This is a genomic window from Actinoallomurus sp. CA-142502 (assembly GCF_050936355.1).
Lineage (GTDB): Bacteria > Actinomycetota > Actinomycetes > Streptosporangiales > Streptosporangiaceae > Actinoallomurus > Actinoallomurus iriomotensis.
The window spans coordinates 9,340,289-9,363,904 of record NZ_JBNJMY010000001.1 but is presented as its reverse complement, the minus strand read 5'-3'; the positions used below and the strand labels follow the sequence as shown (position 1 = coordinate 9,363,904).

27 protein-coding genes are annotated in these 23,616 nt (G+C 72.3%); 21 read left to right on the top strand and 6 right to left on the bottom strand.

Annotated elements, in window-relative coordinates; translation table 11 throughout:
- Nucleotides 1-98: 98 nt before the first annotated feature.
- From ACQEV1_RS43680 to ACQEV1_RS43605, 16 genes are all read left to right on the top strand, one after another.
- Complete coding sequence (locus ACQEV1_RS43680; RefSeq protein WP_433402821.1) at nt 99-1,988, top strand: GAF domain-containing protein; 1,890 nt, start codon at nt 99-101, stop codon at nt 1,986-1,988.
- Between the two features lie 247 nt (nt 1,989-2,235).
- Nucleotides 2,236-3,033, top strand: a complete 798-nt coding sequence (locus ACQEV1_RS43675; RefSeq protein ID WP_433402818.1) for a hypothetical protein — start codon at nt 2,236-2,238, stop codon at nt 3,031-3,033.
- An 88-nt stretch (nt 3,034-3,121) separates the two neighbouring features.
- Nucleotides 3,122-4,399, top strand: a complete 1,278-nt coding sequence (locus ACQEV1_RS43670; protein ID WP_285627289.1) for an SRPBCC family protein — start codon at nt 3,122-3,124, stop codon at nt 4,397-4,399.
- A 35-nt stretch (nt 4,400-4,434) separates the two neighbouring features.
- Nucleotides 4,435-4,854: a gas vesicle protein GvpJ gene (gene gvpJ, locus ACQEV1_RS43665; RefSeq protein ID WP_285627294.1), complete on the top strand. Its 420-nt coding sequence runs from the start codon at nt 4,435-4,437 to the stop codon at nt 4,852-4,854.
- Nucleotides 4,851-5,648, top strand: a complete 798-nt coding sequence (locus ACQEV1_RS43660; RefSeq protein WP_285627295.1) for a GvpL/GvpF family gas vesicle protein — start codon at nt 4,851-4,853, stop codon at nt 5,646-5,648. Before gvpJ (ACQEV1_RS43665) ends, ACQEV1_RS43660 begins: the two co-directional genes overlap by 4 nt.
- A 3-nt stretch (nt 5,649-5,651) precedes the next feature.
- Nucleotides 5,652-5,924, top strand: a complete 273-nt coding sequence (locus ACQEV1_RS43655) for a gas vesicle protein GvpG (protein WP_285627298.1) — start codon at nt 5,652-5,654, stop codon at nt 5,922-5,924.
- Complete coding sequence (gvpO, locus tag ACQEV1_RS43650; protein ID WP_285627301.1) at nt 5,902-6,213, top strand: gas vesicle protein GvpO; 312 nt, start codon at nt 5,902-5,904, stop codon at nt 6,211-6,213. The genes ACQEV1_RS43655 and gvpO overlap by 23 nt, the downstream gene beginning before the upstream one ends.
- 1 nt (nt 6,214) lies before the next feature.
- Nucleotides 6,215-6,739 (top strand): gas vesicle protein GvpJ, encoded by a 525-nt coding sequence (gene gvpJ, locus ACQEV1_RS43645; protein ID WP_433402812.1) that lies wholly within the window; start codon nt 6,215-6,217, stop codon nt 6,737-6,739.
- Nucleotides 6,732-7,514, top strand: a complete 783-nt coding sequence (locus ACQEV1_RS43640; protein WP_285627304.1) for a GvpL/GvpF family gas vesicle protein — start codon at nt 6,732-6,734, stop codon at nt 7,512-7,514. The genes gvpJ (ACQEV1_RS43645) and ACQEV1_RS43640 overlap by 8 nt, the downstream gene beginning before the upstream one ends.
- Nucleotides 7,499-7,774 carry a gas vesicle protein gene (locus ACQEV1_RS43635; RefSeq protein WP_433402808.1) on the top strand — a complete coding sequence of 92 codons (276 nt, stop codon included), beginning with the start codon at nt 7,499-7,501 and terminating at the stop codon, nt 7,772-7,774. Before ACQEV1_RS43640 ends, ACQEV1_RS43635 begins: the two co-directional genes overlap by 16 nt.
- Nucleotides 7,771-8,124: a gas vesicle protein K gene (locus ACQEV1_RS43630; protein WP_285627309.1), complete on the top strand. Its 354-nt coding sequence runs from the start codon at nt 7,771-7,773 to the stop codon at nt 8,122-8,124. Before ACQEV1_RS43635 ends, ACQEV1_RS43630 begins: the two co-directional genes overlap by 4 nt.
- A 104-nt stretch (nt 8,125-8,228) precedes the next feature.
- Nucleotides 8,229-9,749, top strand: a complete 1,521-nt coding sequence (locus ACQEV1_RS43625; RefSeq protein WP_285627311.1) for a CYTH and CHAD domain-containing protein — start codon at nt 8,229-8,231, stop codon at nt 9,747-9,749.
- A 4-nt stretch (nt 9,750-9,753) separates the two neighbouring features.
- The gene (locus tag ACQEV1_RS43620) at nt 9,754-10,416 is read left to right on the top strand and encodes a DUF6328 family protein (RefSeq protein ID WP_433402804.1); all 663 of its coding nucleotides are present in this window, start codon (nt 9,754-9,756) and stop codon (nt 10,414-10,416) included.
- A gap of 60 nt (nt 10,417-10,476) precedes the next feature.
- Nucleotides 10,477-10,647: a hydrophobic protein gene (locus tag ACQEV1_RS43615; RefSeq protein WP_285583496.1), complete on the top strand. Its 171-nt coding sequence runs from the start codon at nt 10,477-10,479 to the stop codon at nt 10,645-10,647.
- Between the two features lie 162 nt (nt 10,648-10,809).
- Entirely contained in the window at nt 10,810-12,600 is a 1,791-nt protein-coding gene (locus ACQEV1_RS43610) for a thiamine pyrophosphate-requiring protein (RefSeq protein ID WP_285627319.1), read from the top strand.
- 15 nt (nt 12,601-12,615) lie between these two features.
- A complete protein-coding gene (locus ACQEV1_RS43605) occupies nt 12,616-13,572 on the top strand; it encodes a TIGR03557 family F420-dependent LLM class oxidoreductase (RefSeq protein ID WP_285627322.1) in 957 nt (318 codons plus the stop codon).
- Nucleotides 13,573-13,615: 43 nt separating this feature from the next.
- On the opposite strand, the gene ACQEV1_RS43600 is transcribed toward ACQEV1_RS43605, so the two are convergent.
- Nucleotides 13,616-13,888 carry a hypothetical protein gene (locus ACQEV1_RS43600; protein WP_285627325.1) on the bottom strand — a complete coding sequence of 91 codons (273 nt, stop codon included), beginning with the start codon at nt 13,886-13,888 and terminating at the stop codon, nt 13,616-13,618.
- A 65-nt stretch (nt 13,889-13,953) separates the two neighbouring features.
- Nucleotides 13,954-14,502, bottom strand: coding sequence for a GNAT family N-acetyltransferase (locus ACQEV1_RS43595; RefSeq protein WP_433402799.1), 549 nt, complete (start codon nt 14,500-14,502; stop codon nt 13,954-13,956).
- A gap of 151 nt (nt 14,503-14,653) precedes the next feature.
- Between ACQEV1_RS43595 and ACQEV1_RS43590 the strand changes: the two genes are divergently transcribed.
- Nucleotides 14,654-16,093 carry a DHA2 family efflux MFS transporter permease subunit gene (locus ACQEV1_RS43590; protein ID WP_433402796.1) on the top strand — a complete coding sequence of 480 codons (1,440 nt, stop codon included), beginning with the start codon at nt 14,654-14,656 and terminating at the stop codon, nt 16,091-16,093.
- Between the two features lie 82 nt (nt 16,094-16,175).
- Complete coding sequence (locus ACQEV1_RS43585; protein WP_433402794.1) at nt 16,176-17,120, top strand: NADP-dependent oxidoreductase; 945 nt, start codon at nt 16,176-16,178, stop codon at nt 17,118-17,120.
- Here ACQEV1_RS43585 and ACQEV1_RS43580 read toward each other — a convergent pair.
- Nucleotides 17,104-18,501, bottom strand: coding sequence for a DHA2 family efflux MFS transporter permease subunit (locus ACQEV1_RS43580; RefSeq protein WP_433402791.1), 1,398 nt, complete (start codon nt 18,499-18,501; stop codon nt 17,104-17,106). The genes ACQEV1_RS43585 and ACQEV1_RS43580 overlap by 17 nt on opposite strands.
- 97 nt (nt 18,502-18,598) lie before the next feature.
- On the opposite strand from ACQEV1_RS43580, the gene ACQEV1_RS43575 reads away from it, so the two are divergent.
- Nucleotides 18,599-19,186 carry a TetR/AcrR family transcriptional regulator gene (locus tag ACQEV1_RS43575; protein ID WP_285627342.1) on the top strand — a complete coding sequence of 196 codons (588 nt, stop codon included), beginning with the start codon at nt 18,599-18,601 and terminating at the stop codon, nt 19,184-19,186.
- Here the strand turns inward: ACQEV1_RS43575 and ACQEV1_RS43570 are convergent.
- Nucleotides 19,158-19,922, bottom strand: a complete 765-nt coding sequence (locus ACQEV1_RS43570) for an SDR family oxidoreductase (RefSeq protein ID WP_433402787.1) — start codon at nt 19,920-19,922, stop codon at nt 19,158-19,160. The genes ACQEV1_RS43575 and ACQEV1_RS43570 overlap by 29 nt on opposite strands.
- 100 nt (nt 19,923-20,022) lie before the next feature.
- On the opposite strand from ACQEV1_RS43570, the gene ACQEV1_RS43565 reads away from it, so the two are divergent.
- Both ACQEV1_RS43565 and ACQEV1_RS43560 read left to right on the top strand, forming a co-directional pair.
- Nucleotides 20,023-20,871 carry a helix-turn-helix transcriptional regulator gene (locus ACQEV1_RS43565; protein WP_433402784.1) on the top strand — a complete coding sequence of 283 codons (849 nt, stop codon included), beginning with the start codon at nt 20,023-20,025 and terminating at the stop codon, nt 20,869-20,871.
- Nucleotides 20,872-20,970: 99 nt separating this feature from the next.
- The gene (locus ACQEV1_RS43560) at nt 20,971-21,552 is read left to right on the top strand and encodes a DUF4352 domain-containing protein (RefSeq protein WP_285627351.1); all 582 of its coding nucleotides are present in this window, start codon (nt 20,971-20,973) and stop codon (nt 21,550-21,552) included.
- A 99-nt stretch (nt 21,553-21,651) separates the two neighbouring features.
- Here the strand turns inward: ACQEV1_RS43560 and ACQEV1_RS43555 are convergent, their stop codons facing one another.
- Nucleotides 21,652-22,497 (bottom strand): siderophore-interacting protein, encoded by an 846-nt coding sequence (locus tag ACQEV1_RS43555; RefSeq protein WP_433402780.1) that lies wholly within the window; start codon nt 22,495-22,497, stop codon nt 21,652-21,654.
- Between the two features lies 1 nt (nt 22,498).
- Nucleotides 22,499-23,509 carry an ABC transporter substrate-binding protein gene (locus tag ACQEV1_RS43550; RefSeq protein ID WP_433402778.1) on the bottom strand — a complete coding sequence of 337 codons (1,011 nt, stop codon included), beginning with the start codon at nt 23,507-23,509 and terminating at the stop codon, nt 22,499-22,501.
- Nucleotides 23,510-23,616: the final 107 nt, after the last annotated feature.

Sequence of the window (23,616 nt, the reverse complement as noted above, 5' to 3'; positions counted from 1 at the left end):
ACATTGCCGCTTTGCCGCCGGTGGCCACCTGGACCGCCTGCCGTATCGATCAGGAGGTGAGCGTGAGGGTGCCGGGCCCGGGCCCAAGGTGGAGGATCGTGCGGCGGAGGGGGCCGGCCTTTCGGCTGATCCTCGTCGGCGGTGTCATGGCGCTGCCGATGATCGGAGCGTTCGCGCTCCTGTTCTCGGCGGTGACCGCCCTGCGGGACGCCGATGCGACCGCCCGGCGGTCCGCGGCCGTGCTGATCTCCGCCGACCGGCTCGACCGGCTCGTGCTCGCCCTCGATGGGGACGCGCGTGCCCTGGCGCTCACCGGTGCTCCCGCCTACCTCCGCGCCTACGACGCCGAGCGGGCCGCCTTCTCCGGAGAGGGGGCGAACTTCGCGCGGCTCACCGCGCGGGTCGACCCGGACGAGGCCCGCCTGGCCCGGGAGATCGTTCAGGCCGACGACGCCTACGTGCGCGACCGGCTCACCCCCCTGGTGAACGCCGCCCGCGGCGATCCCGCCGGGGCGCGCGCCATGGTGCGTGACGGCCAGGGGCTGTCGCGGCTCTCCTCGTTGCGGGAGCGGAGCGCGGGCTTCGAGGCGACCCGGACGAACGCGGTCGCCGGCTCCGGGCGGCACGCCGCCGAGGTGGCGCGGAGGATGACGGTCTCCGCGGTGGTCTGCGCGGCCGCGGCGCTGCTGTTCGTCTCGTTCGTCGCCTTCCTTCCCCGGTTGGTCGTCCGCCCGATCCGGCAGGCCGCCGACCTCGCCGACGCCCTCGCCGACGAGCAGCGCGCGCTGCGGCGCGTCGCCACGCTGGTCGCGTGCGGGGTCTCGCCGGCGCAGGTGTTCGACGCCGTCGCCGCCGAGGTCGGGCGCGTTCTGAAGGTGGAGCACACGTCGATCATCCGGTTCGAGCCCGACGAGACGGCGCGGGTGGTCGGCCACTGGAGCGACCCGCGCGTGCCCAGGGCCATGCCGCCCATGGGCGGGCGCTGGCCGGTCGAGGACGGCACCGTCACGGCCGCGACGCGCAACACCGAACGCCCGGCGCGGATGTGCGACTACGAGCGCGCCACCAGCGCGATCGGGGTCTGGGCGCGCCAGGCGGGGATCCGCTGTGTGGTGGGCTGCCCGGTGAAGGTCGAGGGCCGCGTCTGGGGCGCGATGTTCCTGCACTCGATGGACGAGGAACCGCCGCCGGGGGGGACCGAAGAGCGGATGCGGCAGTTCACCGAACTCGTCGGTACCGCGATCGCGGGCGCCCAGAGCCGCAGCGACCTCCTCGCGTCGCGGGCCCGCGTGGTCGCGGCCGCCGACGAGAGCCGCCGCCGCATCGAACGCGACCTGCACGACGGAGCCCAGCAGCGGCTCGTCGCGCTCGCGCTCCGGGTCCGTACGCTCGAGACCGCGGTCGCCCCCGGTCAGGAACGCCTCAGGGCGCAGATGTCCGCCCTCGTCGACGATCTGTCCGGCGTGCTGGACGACCTGCAGGAGGTCTCGCGCGGCATCGTCCCGCCGATCCTCGGCCGGAGCGGCCTCGGCCCCGCGCTGCGTTCCCTCGCCCGGCGTTCACCCGTCACCGTACGGCTCGGCACGGGCTTCGCGGAACGCCTGCCCGAACGCGTCGAGGTCGCCGTCTACTACACCGCCGCCGAGGCGCTGACGAACGTCGCCAAGCACGCGCGGGCCTCCGAGGTACGGGTCGACCTGAGCCTGGAGAACGGGGCCGTACGGCTGTCGGTCCGCGACGACGGCCGTGGCGGAGCCGACCTCACCCGGGGGTCCGGCCTCGTCGGCCTGAAAGATCGGGTCGAGGCGCTCGGCGGGACCATAGAGATCATCAGCCCGCCCGGCGGGGGCACGTCCGTTCTCGCCGCCATCCCGGTGGAGCCCGCGGAAGACGACGCCGAAGACGGCGCCGAACGCCCGGATCGGCCGGTGCGAGCCGCGGGCGCGAGGAGTGAAGACCTCGCAAAGAAAGGCTCTGACCTGCTCTAACGGGAATCACTTGGGTAGAGTCGATACAAAAGACACCGCGACCCGCGGTCGGCCGCGTCGCACGACTCGGCTCGCGCCCGGCCCCTGGCGACAAGGACCTTGGCCGACGGACGCCGGTCCCGAGACCGCCCTCTCTTCCCTCCGAGGCCCCGGAGGCCACGGCCAGGCGGCTTCCGCGCCCCGACACCGTCGTCAGGTACCGCTGAGTTCTCGGGTCGCGCCGGGGGGAGCGCAGGGGGGAGATGGCATGAAGTGCGGAAGTCAGATCGCCGTCGCCGTCGTCGGGGGCTATGTCCTGGGGCGGAGCCGTAAGACCCGGATGGCGATCCTGCTGGCGCTCATGGCTGCGGGGGGCGGCAAGCTTCCCGTCGGGCCCGAGGATCTGCTGCGCAAGACGCCGCTGGGCGGGCAGCTCGACAAGCTCACCGGAGATCTGCGCGGCCAGATCGTCGACGCCGGCATGTCGGTCGCGAAGAAGGCGGCGAGCAGCCGCATCGACTCGCTGAGCGACCGGCTGCAGGAGCGCGCGGAGACGCTGCGGTCGGGCACCCGGAGACGCGAGGAGGCCCCCGAAGAGGGCGAGGAGGAGCCGGAGCGCGCCCGGCCACGGCGCGAGCGCGCGGAGCCCACTCGGCGCAGGCGCGAGGAACCGGGCCGCCGCGAGCGGGGCCGTGAGGAACCCTCCCGGCGCAGGCGCACACGCGAGCCGGAGTACGACGAGGACGAGTACGACGAGGACGAAGACTACGAGCGCGACGAGGACGAGCGCGAGGACGACCGCCGAGGTCGCGAGCGCGCGCCGCGCCGCGGCGACTACGACGAGTACGAGGACGAGGACGACTACGACCGGGACGACTACGACCGGGACGACTACGACCGGGACGAGTACGAGGAAGAGGAAGAGGACGAGCGCGGAGGCTCCGAGCCGGAGCGGCGTCCCCGTCAGGACCGCCGCCCGCCGGCCCGTTCGTCGCGGCCGGAGCCGCGCCGCCGGACGCCGAGGCGTGAGGACGACCGCCCGAGAAGGGGACGGTCACCCCGCTGACGGCTCTCCGGGGCCGCCGTACCCGTGAGCCGGGTCCGCCGGGGCCGATCTCGCGACCTTGAGCGAACGCCCAGGGGAGGGAGCAGCGATGACCGAGGGTGACCGGCTCGGCCGGGAGAGCGCCCAACTGACCGAGAGCCTGCCCACGCAGAGGCTCGCCAAGGAGGCCAAGAGCCTGCTGGAGGCCTTCGCGGAGAGGGTCCTGTCCTCGGTGGGAGACAGGGTCAGCGACAAGGTCAACGAGTTCAGCCACGGGCTGCTCGAGAAGGTCGGTGACGCGGAGGGCGCCGGCCCGGGGGTCAAGGCCGCGGTCTCGGGGCTGACGGCGCTGACCGAGGGCAAGGGGCCCGTACGCGCGGCGCTCGGCGCGGGCGCCACCGGGCTGAAGGAGAAGGTCAAGAAGCTCTTCGGCGCCGGCAAGGGCAAGAAGGCCAAGCTCACCAACATCGTCGAGACGATCGACGTCGGCGTGCCGCTGCGGGTCGCCTACAACCAGTGGACCCAGTACGAGGACTTTCCCTCGTTCATGAAGAAGGTCGAGCACGTCGAGCGTCCGGAGGACGAGAAGTCGAACTGGAAGGCGCAGGTCTTCTTGTCCCACCGCTCCTGGGAGGCGACGACGCTCGAACAGGTGCCCGACTCCCACATCATCTGGCGCTCCAAGGGCGCCAAGGGCTACGTCGACGGCGCGGTCTCCTTCTCCGAGCTGGCCCCGAACCTCACCCGTATCTGCCTGGTCATGGAGTACCACCCGCAGGGCCTGTTCGAGCACACCGGGAACATCTGGCGGGCCCAGGGCCGGCGCGCACGCCTGGAGTTCAAGCACTTCCGCCGGCATGCGATGGTCCACGCGCTGCTCCGGACCGACGAGATCGAGGGCTGGCGCGGAGAGATCCGCGAGGGCGAGGTCGTCAAGACCCACGAAGAGGCGCTCGACGAGGAGGAACGGGCCCGCGAGGAGGAGGAAGAGCGGGCGCGCGGCGAAGAAGAGGAGCCCGAAGAGGAGGAGCGCGAGGAGGCCCCCGAAGAGGAAGAAGAGGGCGAGGAAGAGGAGGAGCCCGGCGAGGCCGCCGAACGCGAAGAGGGCGAAGAGGAGCCGGAGGAGCCGGAAGAAGAGCGCGAGGAGCCCGAGGCGGAGCGCCCCCGGAGGCCGAGACGCCGGCGCGCCGAGGAGGAGGCCGAGGAGGAACGGCCCCGCCGCCGTCGCCCGGCCGAGGAACCCGAGGACGAGGACGAGGAACGGCCCCGGCGCCCGGCCCGGCGCCGTCGCCCCGCCGAGGAGCCCGAGGACGAGGACGAGGAACGGCCGGCGCGGATGCCGAGGCGCCGTGGGCCCGCCCGCCCTCGCGAGGACGAGTCCGAGTGACCGGAAGGAAACACGCCGAACGGAGGTGACTCCCCATGACGGTCTCCCCGTACGAAGGGTCGGGGCCCGTCCAACGGTCGTCCGGAAGCGCGCTGGTGGATGTGGTCGACACGATCCTGGACAAGGGTCTCGTCATCGACGCCTTCGTCCGCGTGTCCCTGGTGGGCATCGAGCTGATCACCATCGACGCGCGCATCGTGGTGGCGAGCGTGGACACCTACCTGCGCTTCGCGGAGGCCACCAACCGCCTGGACCTGTACGAGAAGGGTGGCACGGGGCTGCCCGATCTCGTCGGCGAGCTGACCGAGAAGGGCACACGCGGCGGGGCCAAGGGCAAGACCAAGGGCATGCTCGACGCCGCGCGGGAGACGGTCGGCGAGGTGCTGGACGAGCGCAAGGAACGGGCGGAGGAGCGGGAGCGCCGCCGGTCCTCGCGTAGGGAGCGTGAGCGGTGACGACACGACCGAGGAGCGAGGCGCCCGAGCGCGCCCCCGGCGACATGGCCCTGGCCTGCTACGTGTACGGCGTGGTCCGCGCGGACGCGCGGCTGCCCGAGGACCTGACCGGGATCGCGGGCGGCGAGGTGTTCCTGGTCCGGTACGGCGACCTGGCGGCCGCGGTGAGCGAGATCTCCCCGGTGCAGGCGCTGGGCACCCGCGACGACCTGCTCGCGCACGAGGCGGTCGTCGAGGCCCTCGCGAACGAGACGACGACCCTGCCGCTGCGGTTCGGCGCGGTGGTCACCACGGCGGACGCGCTGGCCGAGGAGATGCTGGCACCGCATGAGGACTGGTTCCTGGACGTCCTGGACGACCTGGGCGGCGCGCGGGAGTTCGCCGTCTCGGGCGTCTATGCCGAGGACGTCGTCCTCCGCGAGGTTCTCCGGGAGGACCCGCAGGCGGCGCGGCTACGGGAACGGGTCCGCGAACTGCCGGAGGACGCCGCCTACTACGACCGCATCCGCCTGGGCGAGCTGATCGTCAAGGCGCTGGACGAGAAGCGGCAGGCCGACACCGACGAGCTCATCGACACGCTGGAGCCGTACTCCCGTGCCGTGGCGCCGCGGGCGCCGGCCGGTGAGGACGCGGCGGCCGACGCGGCGTTCCTGGTGGCCGACCGGGACCTGGAGGAGTTCGAGCGGGCCGTGGACCGGCTCGGCGAACGCTGGGGCGACCGTGTCCGGCTGCGCATGGTCGGCCCGCTCGCGCCGTACGACTTCGTTCCGCCGCCGCCCGGAGGAGGGAACTGAGACATGGGACTGCTCACGGGCCTGCTGACCCTGCCGCTCGCGCCCGTGCGGAGCGTCGCCTGGCTGGCCGAGCGCATCCTGGAGCAGGCCGAGCGCCAGCTGTACGACCCGGCGCTGATCCGTAAGCAGATCGCCGAGATCGAGGCGGAGGTACGGGCCGGCCGGCTGCCGGAGGACGAGGCGGCCGCGCTGGAGAACGAACTGCTGGCCCGGATGATGTCGCGGCAACGCTCCGGCTTCCCGGAGGGCGGGAATGGACGACCGCCGGAACGATGAGCCGAGGCGCCGTACCCGGCGCCCGCCTCCGCCGACCGCGGACCGCGCCGCGCGGCTGGCCGCCGACCACGTGGCCGAGATGACCGGCAAGGATTTCGAGGGGATCACCTCGCTGGCACAGGCGGAGGACGGCCGGTGGACGGTCGGCGTGGAGGTCGTCGAGACGCACCGGATCCCCGCGACGACCGACATCCTCGCCGTGTACGAGGCCGAGCTGGACCCGGAGGGCGAGCTGCTGGCCTACCGCCGCGTCGACCGCTACATCCGGTGCCAGGTGGGGGAGAGGTGACGTGACGGATCCGATGGAGCGGGGGCTGACCGGATACGGCTATGGACGGCAGCCCGCGCAGACACGGCGCCCGGAGTCGGCGAACCTCGCCGACATCCTGGAGCGGGTGCTCGACAAGGGCATCGTCATCGCCGGTGACATCCAGGTGAACCTGCTCGACATCGAGCTGCTGACCATCAAACTGCGGCTGGTGATCGCCTCGGTCGACCGGGCCAAGGAGATGGGGATCGACTGGTGGGAGCACGACCCCACCCTCTCGTCCGCGGCCCACCGCGAGGAGATCGCGGCGGAGAACCGCCGGCTGCGCGAACGGCTCGCCGCACTGGAGGGCGCGGACGACGAGGAGGAGCGCGCCGAGCCGGAACTCCGGCACCGGGACCGCCGCGCGGTGAGCCGGGCGGCCCGCGACGACCCTGACGACGAGTACGAGTACGAGTACGACTACGACGACGAGTACGAGGAGGAGCGGGAGCCCCGCGGTCGCCGGGGCCGGCGGCGTCCACCGGAGGAGACCGACCGTGGATGAGACCGCGATCTACGTGTACGGCATCGCCCGCGACGTGCCCGCCGAGGCGGTGGCGGGGGTCCGCGGCGTGGCCGGCGCGCCCGTGGCGACTCTCGACGCGGAGGGGCTGACCGCGGTGGTGAGCCGGGTGAGCCTGGCCGAGTTCGGCGAGGACGCCCTGCGGCGCAACCTGGAACACCTGGACTGGTTGGAGGCGACCGCCCGCGCGCACCACGCCGTCGTCGACGCCGTCGCGGAGCACGGGGTGATCGTCCCGCTCGGCCTGGCCACGGTGTACCGGAACGAGGACCGGGCGCGCGGCGCGCTGCGCGAGCGGCACGACGAGTTCACCCGGGCGCTCGGACGGATCACCGGCCGTACGGAATGGGGCGTCAAGATGTACGCCGACCTCGCCGAGGCCGCGTCACGGGAGGCGGCGCCGGCTCCGGCGGACGCCCGGCCCGGCACCGCGTACCTGCGGCGGCGCAGCGCCCAGCGTCACGACGAGGAGGAGACGCGCCGCGAGATCCTCACGCTGGCGGGCCACGTCGACGACGAGCTGTGTGCGATCGCCGCCACCCGGCGCCTGCACCGGCCGCAGGACCCCCAGCTGTCCGGCGAGCGCGGCTGGATGATCCTCAACGCCGCCTACCTCGTCGACGACGAGCGCGCGGAGGACTTCCGCACGGCCGTCGCGCGGCTCGCCGGGACGCGCCCGGAGCTGCGGCTCCAGCTCACCGGCCCCTGGGCGCCCTACTCGTTCGCCGCCGAGGAGGAGGCGTGGACCGAGTACTGAGCGACCTGCCCGAAACGCGTACGCCGGTGCCCGCGCGGGGCCGGCGCATCGCCCTCGTGGACCTGCTGGACCGGCTCCTGGCCGGCGGCGTCGTGATCACCGGTGACGTGACCATCTCGATCGCCGACGTCGACCTCGTACGGGTCTCGCTGCGCGCGATCATCGCCTCGATCCGGCCGGAGATGGAGCGGGTGGTGGCGGCCGAGCGCTCCGACGAGCCGATCGAGGGCGTGGTGACCTGGGAGGATCCCCCGCCGTGAGCGAGCGGTCCGACAGGCACGGCGGCGCGTACCGTCCGCGTCACGCCGCCCCCGAGGACGGGCGCGGTCACCGGATGCCGCACCGCCTGGAGACCGACTCCGAGCAGGTGGAGCGCGATCTCGTACGTCTCGTGCTGACCGTGATAGAGCTCGTGCGTCAGCTCATGGAGCGCCAGGCCCTGCGTCGCGTCGACGCGGGCGACCTGCCCGACGACAAGGTCGAGGAACTCGGGCTGGCGCTCATGCGGCTGGAAGAGGCGATGACGGAACTGCGGGAGCGCTTCGGCCTCGACGCCCGCGACCTCAACCTCGATCTCGGTCCCCTCGGACCTCTCCTGCCGCCCGAGTAGTCGTCGCGGTCGCGGGGTGCCGCAAAAGTTCACTTTTGAGGCTCTCTGTACGGGTAAGGCGTTAGTACCGCCTGAAGTGCCGATACCGGATCGAGGGAGAGACCGTGGCACGCCACATCGAGCTGGAGCGCAAGTACGACGCCGAGGCCGATCTCGCACTGCCCGACCTGCGCGAGGTCGGCGGATGCGCAAGGGTCGGCCCGCCGGAGACCCACATCCTCCGCGCCTCCTACTTCGACACCGAGGACCTGCGGCTGGCCGCGCGCGGGATCACGTTGCGGCGCCGGGAGGGAGGCGGCGACGAGGGCTGGCACCTGAAGCTGCCGGCCGGCAAGGACATGAAACGCGAGATCCGGACGCCGCTCGACGCCGGGACGCACACGGTGCCCGCGGAGCTGTCCGAGCTCGTCGCCGCGCACGTCCGCGGCCGCCCCCTCATCCGAGTCGCGGAAGTGGAGACCCACCGCACCGAACGCGGGCTGCTGGGCGAGGACGGCACGGTCCTCGCGGAGCTCGCGGACGACACCGTGCACGCCCGCCGCCTGAGCCGGGACGGCCATGAGGTCGCGCTGATGCGCTGGCGCGAGCTGGAGGTCGAGGCGGTCGAGGGCTCCCGCGAGGTGGTGGAGAGCATCGGCGGACGCCTGCGCGAGTCCGGCGCCCGCGAGTCGGCGGCCGCCTCGAAGCTGGCGCGGGCGCTGGAGGACGACATCACTCCCGTCCGGCGGCCCACCGCCACCCGTACCGCCGGGGACGTGCTGCTGAGGTACCTGGGCGAGCAGGTCGAGCAACTGCTCGCGTACGACCCGCGGGTGCGGCTCGCCGAGAACGACGACGACTCGGTGCACAAGATGCGCGTCGCCGTCCGTCGGACTCGCAGCGTCCTGCGCACCCACCGGCGCCTCCTCGACCCGGTACGGATCCGGACCCTGGACACGGAGCTGAGGTGGCTCGCCGGCGCGCTCGGCGACGTCCGCGACCTGGAGGTGCAGAACGCGCGCTTCCACCGCCGCCTCGCCGAACTGCCCGGCGCCCACCCGAGCCCGGCGTGGCTGCTCGCGATGGCGGACGAGGAGCACCGCGCCCGCGACCAGGTGCGCGAGGTGCTCCTGACCCGGCGGTACTACGACCTGCTCGACGCCCTGGACGCCTTCCTGGCCGATCCGCCGCTGCGCGCCCGCGCGGCCCGTCCGGCGGCCAAGGAGACGCCCCGGCTGGTGGCCAGGGCGTGGCGGAAGATGATGCGCCGGTACGACCGGGCCGCCCGTCTGCCCGCCGGGCAGGACCGCGACGCCGCGCTGCACGACACGCGTAAGGCGGCCAAGCGCGCCCGGTACACCGCCGAAGCCGCCTCGGCGGCGCTCGGCTCGCCCGCCGCGAAGCTCGCCCGTCGCGCCGAACGGCTCCAGGACGTCCTCGGCGAGCACCACGACGGCGTCGTCGCCGCCGAGCGCCTCGCCGCCACCACCGGATGGCCGGACACGCCCGCCGCCGACACGTTCGTCGCCGGCCGGCTGGCCGAGGTGGAACGGCGAGAGGCGGCGCGCGTGCTGGAGGACCTGCCCGCCGCGGCGAAGAAGGCGGCCAAGCGCAAGCCGCTGCGCAAGCTCGGGAAGAAGAAGTAGGCGGATGACCGAGACGTACGGAACGGAGCGGGGCGCGGGCGGTGGCGACCAGGGCCCCGAGGAGGAGAACCGCGACGAGACCGGCTCGTACGGAACGGCGCGGCGCGGGACGCGTGGCGACGCGGAGCGGGCGGAGGAGAACCGCGACGAGACCGGCTCGTACGGAACGGCGCGGCGCGGGACGCGTGGCGACGCGGAGCGGGCGGAGGAGAACCGCGACGAGACCGGCATGGAACGCTGGGACCGCAACTTCGTCGAGCTGCTACAGGAGCTGCGGGTCGCCCAGACCGGCGTGCAGATCCTGTTCGCGTTCCTGCTGACGCTCCCGTTCACGAACCGGTTCGGCGACGTCGGCGACCGGGACAAGGTCGTCTACGTGATCACCCTGGTCGCGGCGGCGGCCGCGACGGCCCTGCTGATCGCGCCGGTCAGCGGTCACCGCCAGGTCTTCCGGCAGGGCCGCAAGCCCCAGCTCGTCCGCACCGCCTCGACCCTCGCGCAGGCGGGCCTGGCGGCCCTGCTGGTCGCCATGATCGGCGCGGTGTTCCTCGTCCTGGACGTCGTGGCGGGCCTCGGCTGGGCGGCCGGGCTCGGCGCCGCGATCGCGGCGCTGTTCGTCGGGCTGTGGTACCTGCTGCCGAAGCTCATCCGGGCCGAGGGCCCCTGAGGGTAATTCGGCATGAACCTCGCTCATAAGGGCATATGCGGGCACAGGAGGTGACTGACCATGGTCCCGTTGCTCCTCGTGCTACTCCTCGTGCTGATCCTGTTCGGCGCGGGCTTCGCGCTCAAGGCCCTCTGGTGGATCGCGATCATCGTGCTCATCCTGTGGCTCCTCGGATTCGTCTTCCGCGGCGCCGGTTCGGGCGGCGGTCGCGGCCGCTGGTATCGCTGGTGAGCTGACGTCTGACCCGGTGGGCCCCTGACATCCGTCACGGGCCCACCGGTCCCTTTCCGCCTGCTTTTGGCGGCTTTACCTGCGGGATGCCCGTACGCGGGTTTCCGTCGCGCCGCCGGGGAAGGCCGTGAAGAGAGGCCACGGTGGAAAGGAGAGATCGTGATGGCTCCTACCGTTGCGGATTACCTGTTGCAGCGTCTGCGGGAGTGGGGGGTCGAACGGCTGTTCGGCTATCCGGGTGACGGCATCAACGGGATCATCGCCGCGCTGGGCCGGGCCGATGACCAGCCCCGGTTCGTCCAGGCCAGGCACGAGGAGATGGCCGCCTTCGAGGCGGTCGGCTACGCCAAGTTCAGCGGGAAGCCCGGAGTATGCCTCGCGACCAGCGGGCCCGGCGCGATCCACCTGCTGAACGGCCTGTACGACGCCAAGCTCGACCATGTTCCGGTGGTGGCGATCGTCGGGCAGACCGCCCGCAGCGCGATGGGCGGCAACTACCAGCAGGAGGTCGACCTGCTGAGCCTGTTCAAGGACGTCGCGAGCGCGTACGTGCAGGAGGCGAACGTCTCCGCGCAGCTGCCGAACCTGCTCGACCGCGCGATGCGAATCGCCATGGCCGAGCGCGCGCCCACGGCGATCATCATCCCCTCCGACCTGCAGGAGGAGGAGTACGAGCCGCCGTCCCACGCGTTCAAGAACGTCCCGTCGTCCACACCCGGCTATGTGCCACCGGTGACGCGGGCGCCGCAGAAGGAGATCGAGAAGGCCGCCGAGATCCTCAACGCCGGGTCGAAGGTGGCGATCCTCGTCGGCCAGGGGGCCCGGTCCGCCGCGGCGGAGGTCATGGAGGTCGCCGAACTCACCGGCGCCGGAGTGGCCAAGGCACTGCTCGGCAAGGACGTCCTGCCCGACGACCTGCCCTACGTCACCGGCGCGATCGGCCTCCTCGGAACGCGCCCGTCGTATGAGCTGATGCGTGACTGCGACACCCTGCTGATCGTCGGATCCAACTTCCCCTACAGCCAGTTCCTGCCCGAGTTCGGGGACGCCAGGGGAATCCAGATCGACATCGACGGTCGCATGATCGGCATGCGCTACCCGACCGAGGTCAACCTCGTCGGCGACGCGGCCGAGACGCTGCGCGCGCTCATCCCGCTGCTCAAGCGGAAGAAGAAGCGCTCCTGGCGCGAGACGGTCGAGGAGAACGTCGCGCGCTCGTGGTCGGTGATCGAGCGGCAGGCCCACGTCGAGGCCGATCCGGTCAACCCGATGCTGCTGTTCTGGGAGCTGAACCCGCGTCTGCCCGAGGACACCATCGTGACCTCCGACTCCGGTTCGGCGGCGAACTGGTACGCCCGTGACCTGAGGTTCCGGGCCGGCATGCGCGGCTCGCTCTCGGGCACGCTCGCGACGATGGGCTGCGGCGTGCCGTACGCCATCGGCGCGAAGTTCGCCCACCCGGACCGCCCGGTCATCGCCTTCGTGGGCGACGGCGCGATGCAGATGAACGGCATGAACGAGCTGATCACCATGAAGCGCTACCTGTCCGAGTGGAGCGATCCGCGGCTGATCGTGGCGGTCCTGCACAACAACGACCTGAACCAGGTGACCTGGGAGCTGCGCGCGATGTCCGGCGCCCCGAAGTTCGTGGAGTCCCAGGCGCTGCCCGAGATGTCGTACGCCGGGTTCGCCCGGTCGATCGGCCTGGAGGGCATCGAGGTCGAGAAGCCGGACGCCATCGGCCCCGCGTGGGACCGCGCCCTGGCCGCCGACGTGCCCGTCGTCATCGACGTCCGCTGCGACCCCGACATCCCGCCGATCCCGCCGCACGCGGACTTCGAGCAGATGAAGGACGCCGCCGAAGCGATCATCAAGGGCGACCCGGACGCCTACGGCGTCGTGCGGAAGGGCCTGAAGACCAAGGCACAGGAAATGTTCGCCCGCAAGGGCTGATGCCGAAGGAGACGCATGACGAGGTTCGGGTACTTCCTGTCGAGCGAGGAGCACTCACCGCGTGAACTGGTCCGCCAGGCACGGCTGGCCGAGCAGGCCGGGTTCGAGGCGCTGTGGATCTCCGACCACTACCACCCGTGGCTGGACGAACAGGGCGAAGCGTCATTCGTGTGGTCGGTCGTCGGGGCACTGTCCGAGGCGGTGTCCCTGCCGATCACCACGGCGGTGACCTGCCCGCTGATCCGCATCCATCCGGCGGTCATCGCCCAGGCCGCGGCCACGAGCGCGGCGCTGAACGAGAACGGCTTCGTGCTGGGGGTGGGCTCGGGGGAGGCACTGAACGAGCACATCCTGGACTCCCGCTGGCCGCCGGCGAGCGAGCGGCTGGAGATGCTGGAGGAGGCGATCGGCCTGATCCGGCGGTTGTTCACCGGAGAGCTGGTCACGCACCACGGCAAGCACTACCACGTGGACACCGCCCGGCTGTACTCCCTGCCGGACCGGCCTCCGCCGATCTACATGTCGGGCTTCGGCGACCGCGCGGCCGAGCTGGCCGGGCGGGTGGCGGACGGCTTCATGTGCGTGAAGCCCGACGCCGACCTGGTCAAGACGTTCCGTGCGGCGGCCGGAGGGGACAAGCCGGCCCAGGGCGGGTTCAAGGTGTGCTGGGCGCCGGATGAGGCTCAGGCCCGTCGCACCGCGCACCGCCTGTGGCCGAACGACCAGCTTCCGGGGGAGGCCGCGCAGCTCCTGCCGCTGCCCCGCCACTTCCAGCAGCTCTCGTCGCTGGTGACCGAGGAGATGGTGGGGGAGAACGTGCCCTGCGGGCCGGACCCGCAGCGGCACATCGAGGCCCTGCGGGCCTTCGTCGACGCCGGGTACGACGAGGTCTACGTCAACCAGATCGGCCCGGACCAGGAGGAGTTCTTCGCCTTCTACGCCGAGCAGGTGCTTCCGGAGGTGTCCGCCTGACGTGACCGCCGCGGCCCGTGTCACGGGCCGCGGCGGACGTACGTCAGCGCGCGCCGCGTACGTCCCAGTCGTTCGGGCCGATGCGCGCGCCGTGCTCGCCGGTCTCCACCATCTCGAGCGCGGTCAGCCGGTCGACCGCGGCGCGTACGGTGTCCTCCGCGAGGCCCGTCTTGCCGGCGAGCCCGTCGACGTCGACGGGGCCGCGCAGAGTAGCGATCGCCTCATAGACGATCAGCTCGTCGCCGCTCAGGACCTGCGGCTCGCGCTTCGGCGCGGCCTGGGCATCGTGCTGTTCGGGTGCTGTCCGGTCGCTCATGGGAGCGTCCTCTCGTCGTGCCGGTCGGCTCGATGAGACTCCGGGATGCCCGGTCGGCCGGGGTGTCAAACCTCCTGGTCCGGCAGGGCGAGCCAGTCCGGACGGCTCAGCTCGTACACCCGCACCGGTTCGCCCACGCGGCCCACCGTGTCGCTGTGGCGGCGCATGCCGATCTTGATCATTACGCGTTCGGAGCCGGTGTTGGCGGGTTGGTAACGAGCGGCGATGCGCTCGGCGCCCAGGTCGGCGAACGCCTCGTCGCGCAGTGCGAGGGCGGCCTCGGTGGCGAACCCCCGTCCCCACCATCGCGGGTCGATCCACCAGCCGATCTCCAGCGCCGACTCCTCGATGCCGGGCACCAGGGAACCCAGGCGGTTGAGGGCGGCCACACCGGCGAAGTCGCCGTCGTGGTGGATCGCCCGCCAGCCGTACCCGTGCCGTGCCCAGTGCTCCAGGTGCTCCCGGTGGCGTTCGGTGACGCGCTCGCGGCTCCACGGCCGTCCGTCGCCGATGAAGCGCGTCACCCGTTCGTCCGAGGCGAGCCGGAGGAAGTCATCCTCGAAGCGCGCGTCCCAGGGCCGGAGTTCCAGCCGTGCCGTCGTCAGCGTACGCATGCGCCCAGCGTAGGAGCCGATCGCCGGCGGAGGCATGGCCGGGAACGACGGGGTAGGGATGCAGGGAAGGTCAAATCAGTACATAAAGCGGCATCGGGGTGCGTCGGATGCGCTGAGCCCGGCCGCGGGAACCCGGGAGGAGTGCCGACGCTTGTCCGTTGACACCCGTGATGACGGCCGCCCGGCCTCGGACGAGGTCACCGGGCGGCGCTGGCAGGCGCTGGCGGTCTGTCTCGTCGCCGCGTTCATGACCCTGCTGGACGTGAGCATCGTCAACGTCGCGTTGCCGTCCATCCGTTCGGGCCTGCACGCCTCGCCGGACGGCCTGCAGTGGATCCTCAGCGGGTACGCGCTGGCGTTCGGGCTGGTGCTCGTCCCGGCCGGCCGGCTCGGCGACGCCCGCAGCCGCCGCGCCGTCTTCATGGCCGGGCTGACGCTGTTCACGCTGTCCAGCGCCGCCGCCGGGATCGCGCCGGCCATCCAGTGGCTGGTGGTGGCCCGGCTGGTCCAGGGAGTCGCCGCCGGCATCGTCAACCCGCAGATCGCCGGGCTGATCCAGATCCTGTTCCGCGGACACGAGCGAGGCCGCGCGTTCGGTGCGCTCGGCGCCACGATCGGCATCGCGACCGCCGCGGGCCCCATCCTCGGCGGAGCGCTGATCTCCCTCGCCGGCGCGCAGGACGGCTGGCGCTGGGTGTTCTACGTCAACATCCCGGTCGGTCTCGTCGCCCTTCCGCTCGCCTGGCGCCTGCTGCCGCCGCCGGGCGAGGGCCGTCGCCGCGAGAGCCTGGACCCGGTCGGCGTGCTGCTCCTGGGCGCCGGCGTGGTCGGCCTGCTCCTGCCGTTCGTGCAGGAGCAGCAGTGGCACGGGAGCGCGAAGTGGCTGCTCATCCCCGCCGCCGCGGTGATCCTGCTGGGCTTCCTGCAGTGGGAGCGGCGGCACCGGCAGCCCCTGGTGAACCTGTCCCTGTTCCGCCGCCGGTCGTACGCTCTGGGCTCGACGATCGCCCTGCTCTACTTCGCCGGGTTCACCTCGATCTTCTTCATCTTCACCCTCTACCTGCAGAACGGCCTGCACTACAGCGCCCTGTTCGCCGGCCTGTCGATCACCCCGTTCGCGCTGGGCTCGGCCACCGGGTCCACGATCGGCGGCCGGATGGTCGGCCGCCTCGGTCGGCCCCTGGTGGCGCTGGGACTCGTCCTGGTCGCCGTGGGCCTGACCGCGGCCTTCCTGGCCGTACGCGCGGTGCCCGGCTCGCACGCCGCGCTCGCCACCGCCCTGCCGCTGCTGCTGGGCGGCTTCGGCAGCGGCCTGGTGATCTCCCCGAACCAGGCGATCACGCTGTCGGAGGTGCCGCCGGAGGGCGGCGGAAGCGCCGCGGGCGTCCTGCAGACGGGCCAGCGCATCGGCACGGCGATCGGCATCGCCGGGGTGGGCGCGGTCTTCTTCGCGGCCGTCGGCGCCTCCCACGGCGACTGGGCGACGGCCTTCCGCCGGGGACTGCTGGTGGTGACGGCGTTCGTGCTGATCGCGCTGTGCGCGGCCGTCGCGGACCTGGTCGCCGGGCGCCGCCCGAAGCCCGGCCGGTAGCCCGGGGCGGCGGCTGCGTCGCGGATCTGGTCCGTGGTCCGCCCTTCCGCGCGGGCCGCGGATCGGATTGGATGGCAGGTATATGAAGGCAGTAGGTGTTTCCCGTTTCGGCGGGCCCGAGGCGCTCGAGGTCGTCGAGCTGGACGAGCCTCATCCCGGGCCGGGTGAGATCCGCGTCCGCGTGCACGCGGCGGCCGTGAACCCGACCGACACGCTCTTCCGCGCCGGCGTGACGAGCGCCGAGGCGCTGCGCGACCGGCCGCCTCCGTACATCCCCGGCATGGACGTCGCGGGCGTCGTCGACGAGGTCGGCGAGGACGTCCGCCAGTCCGTCGGCGACGACGTCATGGCGATCACCCTGCCTCGCAGCAGACTGGGCGGCGGGTACGCCGAGCACGTCGTCGTGCCGACCGACTCGGCCACGGCGATGCCGATCGGCGCCACGTACGCCGAGGCGTGCACCCTGCCGATGAACGGCATGACCGCGCAGCTCACCCTCGACCGTCTCGCGCTCGAACCCGGCCGTACCCTCGCGGTCACCGGGGCCGCCGGGGCGTACGGCGGGTACGTCGTGCAGCTCGCCAAGGCCCGCGGCCTGCGGGTCGTCGCGGACGCCTCGCCCGAGGACGAGCCGCTCGTCCGCAGGCTCGGCGCCGACGTGATCGTGGCGCGCGGCGACGGGGTCGCGTTGCGCATCCGGCAGGCGCTGCCGAACGGCGTGGACGCCGTGGCCGACGGCGCCGTCATCGGTGCTCCTCTGCTCGCGGCCGTACGCGACGGCGGCGCGCTCGCCGCGGTGCGCGGCTTCGGCGCCGAGACCGAGCGCGACATCGCGGTCCACGAGATCTGGGTCAGCGGGTACGCCCGCGAGTGGGACAAGCTGGACGAACTGCGCCGTCTCGCCGAGACCGGCGCCGTCACGTTGCGCGTCGCCCAGACGTACCCCCCGGAGCGGGCGGCCGACGCCCACCGCCGCCTGGAGGCGGGCGGCGTCCGCGGCCGGCTGGTGATCATGTTCCGGCCGTGACCTCGCGGGCTCTTACGCCGGGCATGAGGAGCGCGGGCACCAGGGCGAGCGCGCTGAAGCCGATCGCCCACCAGAAGGTGTGCGCGTACGCCGTGCCCCGTGGGTGCGCGGCGAGCTGCCACTGCAGGATCACCGCGAGCAGCGCGGCGCCGAACGACCCGCCGACCTGCTGCAGGATCCGCGTCGCGCTGCCGGCGTGCGGGATGTCGGCGGGGTCCAGCCCCTGGTACGCCGCGGCCATGACGGCGATGTTCGCCCCGCTCATCCCGGCGCCGCGTACGACGAGGGAGACGGCGAGCAGCCACTCGGGTTCGCCGCGCGTGAACGCCAGCGTGCCGAGCGCGGTCAGCACGGTGCCGATGAGGACGAACGGCCGCGGACCGACGCGGTCGACGAGCGTGCCGAGCGGACCGCGCGTGAGCAGGCTGCCCAGGCCCTGCGGCGCGAGCAGCAGCCCGGCGGCGATGACGCCCTGACCGCGGACCTGCTGGTAGTACAGCGGCAGCAGCAGCATCGCCCCGAACAGCGACAGGCCCGACAGGAAGAGCAGGGCCGACGACGCGGCGAAGGACCGTACGCGGAACAGCCGCAGGTCCACGGCCGGTTCGCCGCCCGTACGCAGGGCGTGCCCGACGAAGCCCAGGAGCAGCAGCACTCCCGCCGCCAGCGGGTACAGGACGGTCGCGTGCCCGAAGCCGCCGTGCGCGCCGACCTGGGACAGCCCGTAGATGATCGCGGCCAGCCCGGGTGACAGCAGCACCAGCCCGACCAGGTCGAGGCGCTGCCCGCCGCGCGGCGCGTCCGCGGGCAGGCCGCGCCAGGCCAGGATCAGCGCGACGGCGCAGATCGGGACGTTGACGTAGAAGATCCACCGCCAGCTCGCGTTGCCGACGATCAGCCCACCGATCACCGGGCCGAGGATCGGGCCGACCAGCGCCGGGATGGTGATCGTGGCCATGAGCCGGCCGAGTGACCGCCCGCCCGCGGCGCGCAGCAGCAGCGTCTGCAGGATCGGCAGCATCAGCCCGCCGCCCACGCCCTGCAGCGCGCGGAAGGCGATGAGGCTGCCGGCGTTCCAGGCCAGGCCGCACAGCATCGACCCGGCCAGGAACAGCACCAGCGAGATCAGCCACATCCGCTTGGCCCCGAACCGCCCGGTCAGCCACCCGGTCGCCGGGATCGCCATCGCGAGGGCCAGCAGGTACGCGGTGACCACCCACTGGATCGCCGCCAGCGACGTGTGCAGGTCGCGGCCCAGCGCGTCGATCGCGACGTTGACGATCGTGCTGTCCAGCAGCGGCGCCAGCGCACCGACGACCAGGATCATCGCGAGCTTGAGCACCGCCGGGTCGAGCCGCTCCGCCCGTGCCGTGTCCGCCACGGTCCACCTCCACACGAATAAGAGACGCCCTGTCTCTAATGCCGAGGAGTGTAGAGTGGCGTCGTTAGGAGACGCAAGGTCTCTTATGGAGGGTGCGATGAACGACGACGCCCCGGCCGTACGACGCCGGCGCGGCTCCGAGCTGGAGGCGGCGATCCTGCGCGCCACCTGGGAGGAGCTCGGCGCCGTCGGCTACATGAACCTCACGATGGAGGGCGTCGCCGACCGCGCCCGGACCGGCAAGCAGGTGCTGTACCGCCGCTGGCGCAACCGGGCCGAGCTGGTCCTGGCCGCCATGCGGTCCCGCGTCGTGTCGATCGCCGACGACGTTCCCGACACCGGGGAGTTGCGCGGCGACGTCCTCGCCGTGCTCGACCGGATGGCGCGGCGCTACGACGACGTCGGCCCGGACGTCGTGCACGGCCTGATGGCCGAGGCGCGCGACCTCGACCCCGTGTTCTTCTCGATCATGACCGGCGTGATGGAGACCATCCTGAGGCGCGCCGCCGACCGCGGCGAGATCCGGCCCGGGGCGGTCGGCCGGCGGATCACCACCCTGCCGGCCGACCTCCTCCGGCACGAGATGCTGCTGACGTCCGCCCCGGTTCCGGAGTCCACGCTCGTCGAGATCGTCGACGACGTCTTCCTCCCGCTGGTCAATTCCCGTGCGGGTCGGCGGCGTTGAGCGTCGCGACGACCTGGTCGTAGTCGCCGCGCGCCTCGCCGTACCGCAGGAACTTCACCCGCTCGACCTGGATCTCCTTCGCGTCGGGCTCCGTCTCGAGCAGCGCGACGACCTCCGCCACGAACTCTTCCAGCGGCATCGCGAACTCACTGCTCTCCTGCCCCGGCAGCAGCGCGGTGCGGACGGAGGGCGGCACGAGCTCCACGACCTTCACGCTCGTGTCGGCGAGTTGGAGCCGGATCGACTCGCTGAGCATGTGGATCGCGGCCTTCGACGCGTTGTAGCTCGGCGTGACCTTGAGCGGCGTGAACGCCAGACCCGAGGAGACCGTGACGATCGTGGCGTCCGGCCGGGCCCGCAGGTGCTCGACGAACGCGGCGATGAGCCGGATCGGCCCGAGCACGTTGGTCGTCACGACCGACTCGGCCGAGGCGAGGAACGACTCGGGCCGGTGCCAGTCCTCGATCTTCATGATGCCGGCCATCGTGACGAGGACGTTGAGGTCGGGATGCCTCGCCAGCACCTCCTTCGCGGCGGACTCGATGCTCGCGGCGTCCGCCGTGTCGATCCGGACGGTGTCGATGCCAGGGTGCTCGGCGGCGATCCGTTCGAGCAGCTCGGTACGGCGGCCGCCGACGATGACGGTGTTGCCCTTGGCCTGAAGTTCCAGGGCGAGGGCCAGGCCGATGCCGCTGGTGGAGCCGGGGATGAAGATGGTGTTTCCGGAGATGTTCATGCCCCGATCCTGTCCACGCGGCCGTCCCGGTGGCAGAGACCGTTCATCGGGGGATCGGCGATCCCTGGTTCACCTGCGAAACCGGCCGATAATGGTGTCCATGGATCGCGCAGCACTGGCGGACTTCCTGCGCCGCCGCCGAGAGGCGTTGCAGCCGGAGGACGTCGGCCTTCCCTCGGGCGCCCGGCGCCGGGCCCCGGGCCTGCGGCGTGAGGAGGTCGCGTCCCTCGCCGTGATGTCGACCGATTACTACACGCGCCTCGAACAGCGACGCGGTCCGCAGCCGAGCGAGCAGATGCTCGCGTCGCTCGCCCGCGCGCTCCGGCTGACCGGCGACGAGCGCGACTACCTGTTCGAGATCGCGGGGCACAGCGCCCCGACCTCGGTGTCGGCCGCGACGCACGTCGCCCCCGCCCTGATGCGGGTGCTGGACCGTCTCGACGACACTCCGGCGCTCATCCTGTCCAACCTGGGCGAGACCCTCGTGCAGAACCGCATGGCCGACGCCCTGTTCGGCGACAGGTCGGGCTACACGGGCCTGGCCCGCAGCGAGGTCTACCGCTGGTTCACCGACCCCTCCGAGCGGCTGCGCTACCCCGAGGACGACCGCGACCGGCAGAGCCGCGCCATGGTCGCGAACCTGCGCGCCGCCTACGGCCCGATGGGCTCGCGGTCCCGAGCCGGCGAGCTCGTACGGGCCCTGCGGAAGGAGAGCACGGAGTTCACCGAGCTGTGGGACCGGCACGAGGTCGCCAAGCGCTTCGAGGACCACAAGACGCTCATCCACCCCGAAATCGGCCCGATCGAACTGGACTGCCAGGTGCTGTTCACCGAGGACCAGTCACAGGCGCTGCTCGTGCTCACCGCGCCCCCGCGCACCGAGGGATACGAGAAGCTGCAACTGCTCGCGGTGCTGGGTCAGGACCGGTTCGCCGAAACGCGCGGTTAGAGCCGGCCCCAACGGTGTGGTCGCCATGGAGCGCACCGGCCTTCGCCATTTCGCGCACGGGCGGAGAGACGCTTCGTCGGCGGGCATTAGCCTCCAGGGGTGAACAGCCCTTACCGGTTCTTCCGGGCACTCGCCGGTTTCGGTCTGTCCGTTGCCCTGTTCACCGCCTGCTCGGGGAACGGCGCGACGGACGAGCCGAGTGAGTCGGCGCTGAGTCCTCTGCCCACGCAGACGACGATCGCCGCCGCGCTCGGCAGCACCATCAAGCTGAGGTCGGGCGTCGGCACCGACAAACCGGACCCGAACCTGGGACCGTCGGAGATCGAAGTGGCCGCCACCAAGGTCGCCGACCCGGTCAAGGGCGGGGACGACCCACTGGCGAGTCCGGCTCCCGGCAACCGTCTCGTCGCGGTCGAGTTCACCTTCACCGACCGGGGCGTGAACCCCTTCAAGACGGCGGTCGACGCCGCGACCGTCGTCGACGCCCAGGGCAAGTCCTACAAGGACAAGGTCGCGTTGCACCTGTCCGTGAACCCGCTGATCAGTACGGTCAACGTCCCGGCGGGCGGCACGCAGACCGGCTACATCCCCTTCGAGGTGCCCCAGGACGCGACGATCACCAAGGTCCGCTGGGCGATGGACCTGGGTGCCGGCCAGACCGGGGAGTGGAACCTCGGCTAGAGCCGGGTCCCGTGCCGGCCGGCCGGCGAGGGGCTCCGGGTGGCCGATGGCGGGCTTCTTCTCGCCTGCCTCCCGCCCGGTCCGATACGTCACGATCTTCTAAGAGGCTCGTGCGGCCTCCGCGAGGAGGTCCTCCTCCGACGCGCCCCGGCGCCAGTAGCCGGTGAACTTGACCGCGCGACGGTCGAAACCGCGTTCGCCGACCAGGTGGCGGCGTAGCGCGCGGACGGATCCGGCCTCACCGGCGATCCAGGCGTACGGGGTGCCGGCGGGGAGCGCGGCGTCGCGGATCGCGTCCACGGTCGGGCGGGCCGGGGCGGCCTGTCCGCGGACGAGCCAGGTGATCTCCGCGTCCGCCTCGGTCGGCAGCCGCCGGATGTCATCGGCGTGCGGCACCTCGATCCACGCGCGGGTGCGCGTGCCGGGCGGCAGCCAGGACAGGATCCCGGCCACGGCGGGCAGCGCGGTCTCGTCGGCGGCGAGTAGCACCCAGCCGGTGTCCGGCGGCGGGCGGAAGTCGACGCCGCCGTTGTCGGCGGCCGTCGGGCCGAGGACGGCCACGCGGTCGCCGGGCCGCGCCGAGGCCGCCCAGCGCGAGGCCGGCCCCCTGTCGCCGTGCAGCGCGAACTCGACGTCGAACTCCTCCGGCTCGCGCCGCTGCCCGCACACGGTGTAGGTGCGCATGACCGCGCGTACGTCCGGGTCCATGGCGCACCAGCGCGGATACCAGTCGTCGTCCCCGCCGGGCATCGCGGGCGTCTCCTGGTGCCGATGGGGGAGGAACAGTTTGACCCGCTGGTCGCGGCCCCCGCACGTCAGGCCGGCCAGCCCCTCGCCGCCGAAGGTGATCCGCCTCATGGTGCGGCCGACGAGTTCGGCGCGGACGACGTGGACGTCGAAGAAGCAGAACGGCGCCGTCCGCGGGCGCGTCGCCGCGGGCGCCACGTCAGCTCACCTTCTTGGCGTCGCGTACGGCCTTGGCGAAGGCCTCCAGCACCGGCGCGCAGCCCGCGTAGCTGAACCGTGCCTCGCTCAGCCAGGGGGTGATCTGGCCGGCCTTGACAGCGGGCAGCTTCGACCAGCTCGGCTTGGCGGTGAGGTCCTTCGGCTGCAACGCGGCGGTCCGGTTGTCGAGCAGGATGATGTCGGCGGGGTACTTGTCGGCGTTCTCCCAGCTCAGGTTCTCGAAGAAGCCACCGGTGACCTTGTTCGGCACGATCATGTCGACGCCCAGGCTCTGGAAGTAGGACAGGTCGGCGTACACGCGCGGGTCGGAGACGTAGAACAGGTCGGGGCTGCCGGACGCCGCCAGCACCTTGATGCCGGGGTTGGCCTTGGCCGCCGCGCGTACGGACTCCACGGCCTGGTCGAAGCGCGCCTTGGCGGCGGTGACCGGCGCGGCCTTGAGGTCGGCGCCGAGCGCGGCGGCGAGCTGCTCGTGCCGCTGGATCGGCTGGGGCAGGCTGACGTGTGAGTCGGTGAACCCGATGCTCGGCGCCAGCGGGAGGATCTTGTTCTTGCTGTCGTCCGGGACGAACCACAGGTTCGGCGGCTGGAACATCTCGGTGACCAGCAGGTCGGGGTGGAGCGCGGCGTACTTCTCGATGTTGAACTCGCCGTAGGCGTTGCCGATGATCGTGACCTTGTTCACGTCGAGGCTCCCGGCCAGCGGGTCGGGGCGACCGTCCTTCAGCTTCGTCGGCCCGAAGACGCCCACGAGCTGGTCGCCGACGCCGAAGTCGTGCAGCGCGGCGGCGGTGCCGACGTAGGCGACGACCCGCTTCGGCCGGCTCTTCGCGGTGGCCTTCTGGCCGCGGTCGTCGGTGAACGACCAGCCTCCGGAGGTCGTGGCGCGGGCGCCGCCGTTTCCGCCGCAGGCGGCGAGCAGCGCGCCGAGTCCGGCGGCGCCGCCCGCGGCCAGGAGACCGCGACGGGACAGATCGTGCGTTCCGGGCATGGCGAGGCCTTCTCTCGTCACTAGGAGGGAATGGTCACCGAAGTCATGCGGGGGCTGATCGTCGGGCCGGACTTAGGTTAACCTAACCTAAGTCCGGCCTGTCCAGT

Coding starts and splice junctions, on each gene's coding strand:
- ACQEV1_RS43675 (WP_433402818.1), top strand. CDS start 2,236: ATGAAGTGCGGAAGTCAGATCGCCGTCGCCGTCGTCGGGGGCTATGTC.
- ACQEV1_RS43670 (WP_285627289.1), top strand. CDS start 3,122: ATGACCGAGGGTGACCGGCTCGGCCGGGAGAGCGCCCAACTGACCGAG.
- gvpJ (WP_285627294.1), top strand. CDS start 4,435: ATGACGGTCTCCCCGTACGAAGGGTCGGGGCCCGTCCAACGGTCGTCC.
- ACQEV1_RS43655 (WP_285627298.1), top strand. CDS start 5,652: ATGGGACTGCTCACGGGCCTGCTGACCCTGCCGCTCGCGCCCGTGCGG.
- gvpO (WP_285627301.1), top strand. CDS start 5,902: ATGGACGACCGCCGGAACGATGAGCCGAGGCGCCGTACCCGGCGCCCG.
- ACQEV1_RS43620 (WP_433402804.1), top strand. CDS start 9,754: ATGACCGAGACGTACGGAACGGAGCGGGGCGCGGGCGGTGGCGACCAG.
- ACQEV1_RS43615 (WP_285583496.1), top strand. CDS start 10,477: ATGGTCCCGTTGCTCCTCGTGCTACTCCTCGTGCTGATCCTGTTCGGC.
- ACQEV1_RS43610 (WP_285627319.1), top strand. CDS start 10,810: ATGGCTCCTACCGTTGCGGATTACCTGTTGCAGCGTCTGCGGGAGTGG.
- ACQEV1_RS43605 (WP_285627322.1), top strand. CDS start 12,616: ATGACGAGGTTCGGGTACTTCCTGTCGAGCGAGGAGCACTCACCGCGT.
- ACQEV1_RS43600 (WP_285627325.1), bottom strand. CDS start 13,888: ATGAGCGACCGGACAGCACCCGAACAGCACGATGCCCAGGCCGCGCCG.
- ACQEV1_RS43595 (WP_433402799.1), bottom strand. CDS start 14,502: ATGCGTACGCTGACGACGGCACGGCTGGAACTCCGGCCCTGGGACGCG.
- ACQEV1_RS43585 (WP_433402794.1), top strand. CDS start 16,176: ATGAAGGCAGTAGGTGTTTCCCGTTTCGGCGGGCCCGAGGCGCTCGAG.
- ACQEV1_RS43575 (WP_285627342.1), top strand. CDS start 18,599: ATGAACGACGACGCCCCGGCCGTACGACGCCGGCGCGGCTCCGAGCTG.
- ACQEV1_RS43570 (WP_433402787.1), bottom strand. CDS start 19,922: ATGAACATCTCCGGAAACACCATCTTCATCCCCGGCTCCACCAGCGGC.
- ACQEV1_RS43565 (WP_433402784.1), top strand. CDS start 20,023: ATGGATCGCGCAGCACTGGCGGACTTCCTGCGCCGCCGCCGAGAGGCG.
- ACQEV1_RS43550 (WP_433402778.1), bottom strand. CDS start 23,509: ATGCCCGGAACGCACGATCTGTCCCGTCGCGGTCTCCTGGCCGCGGGC.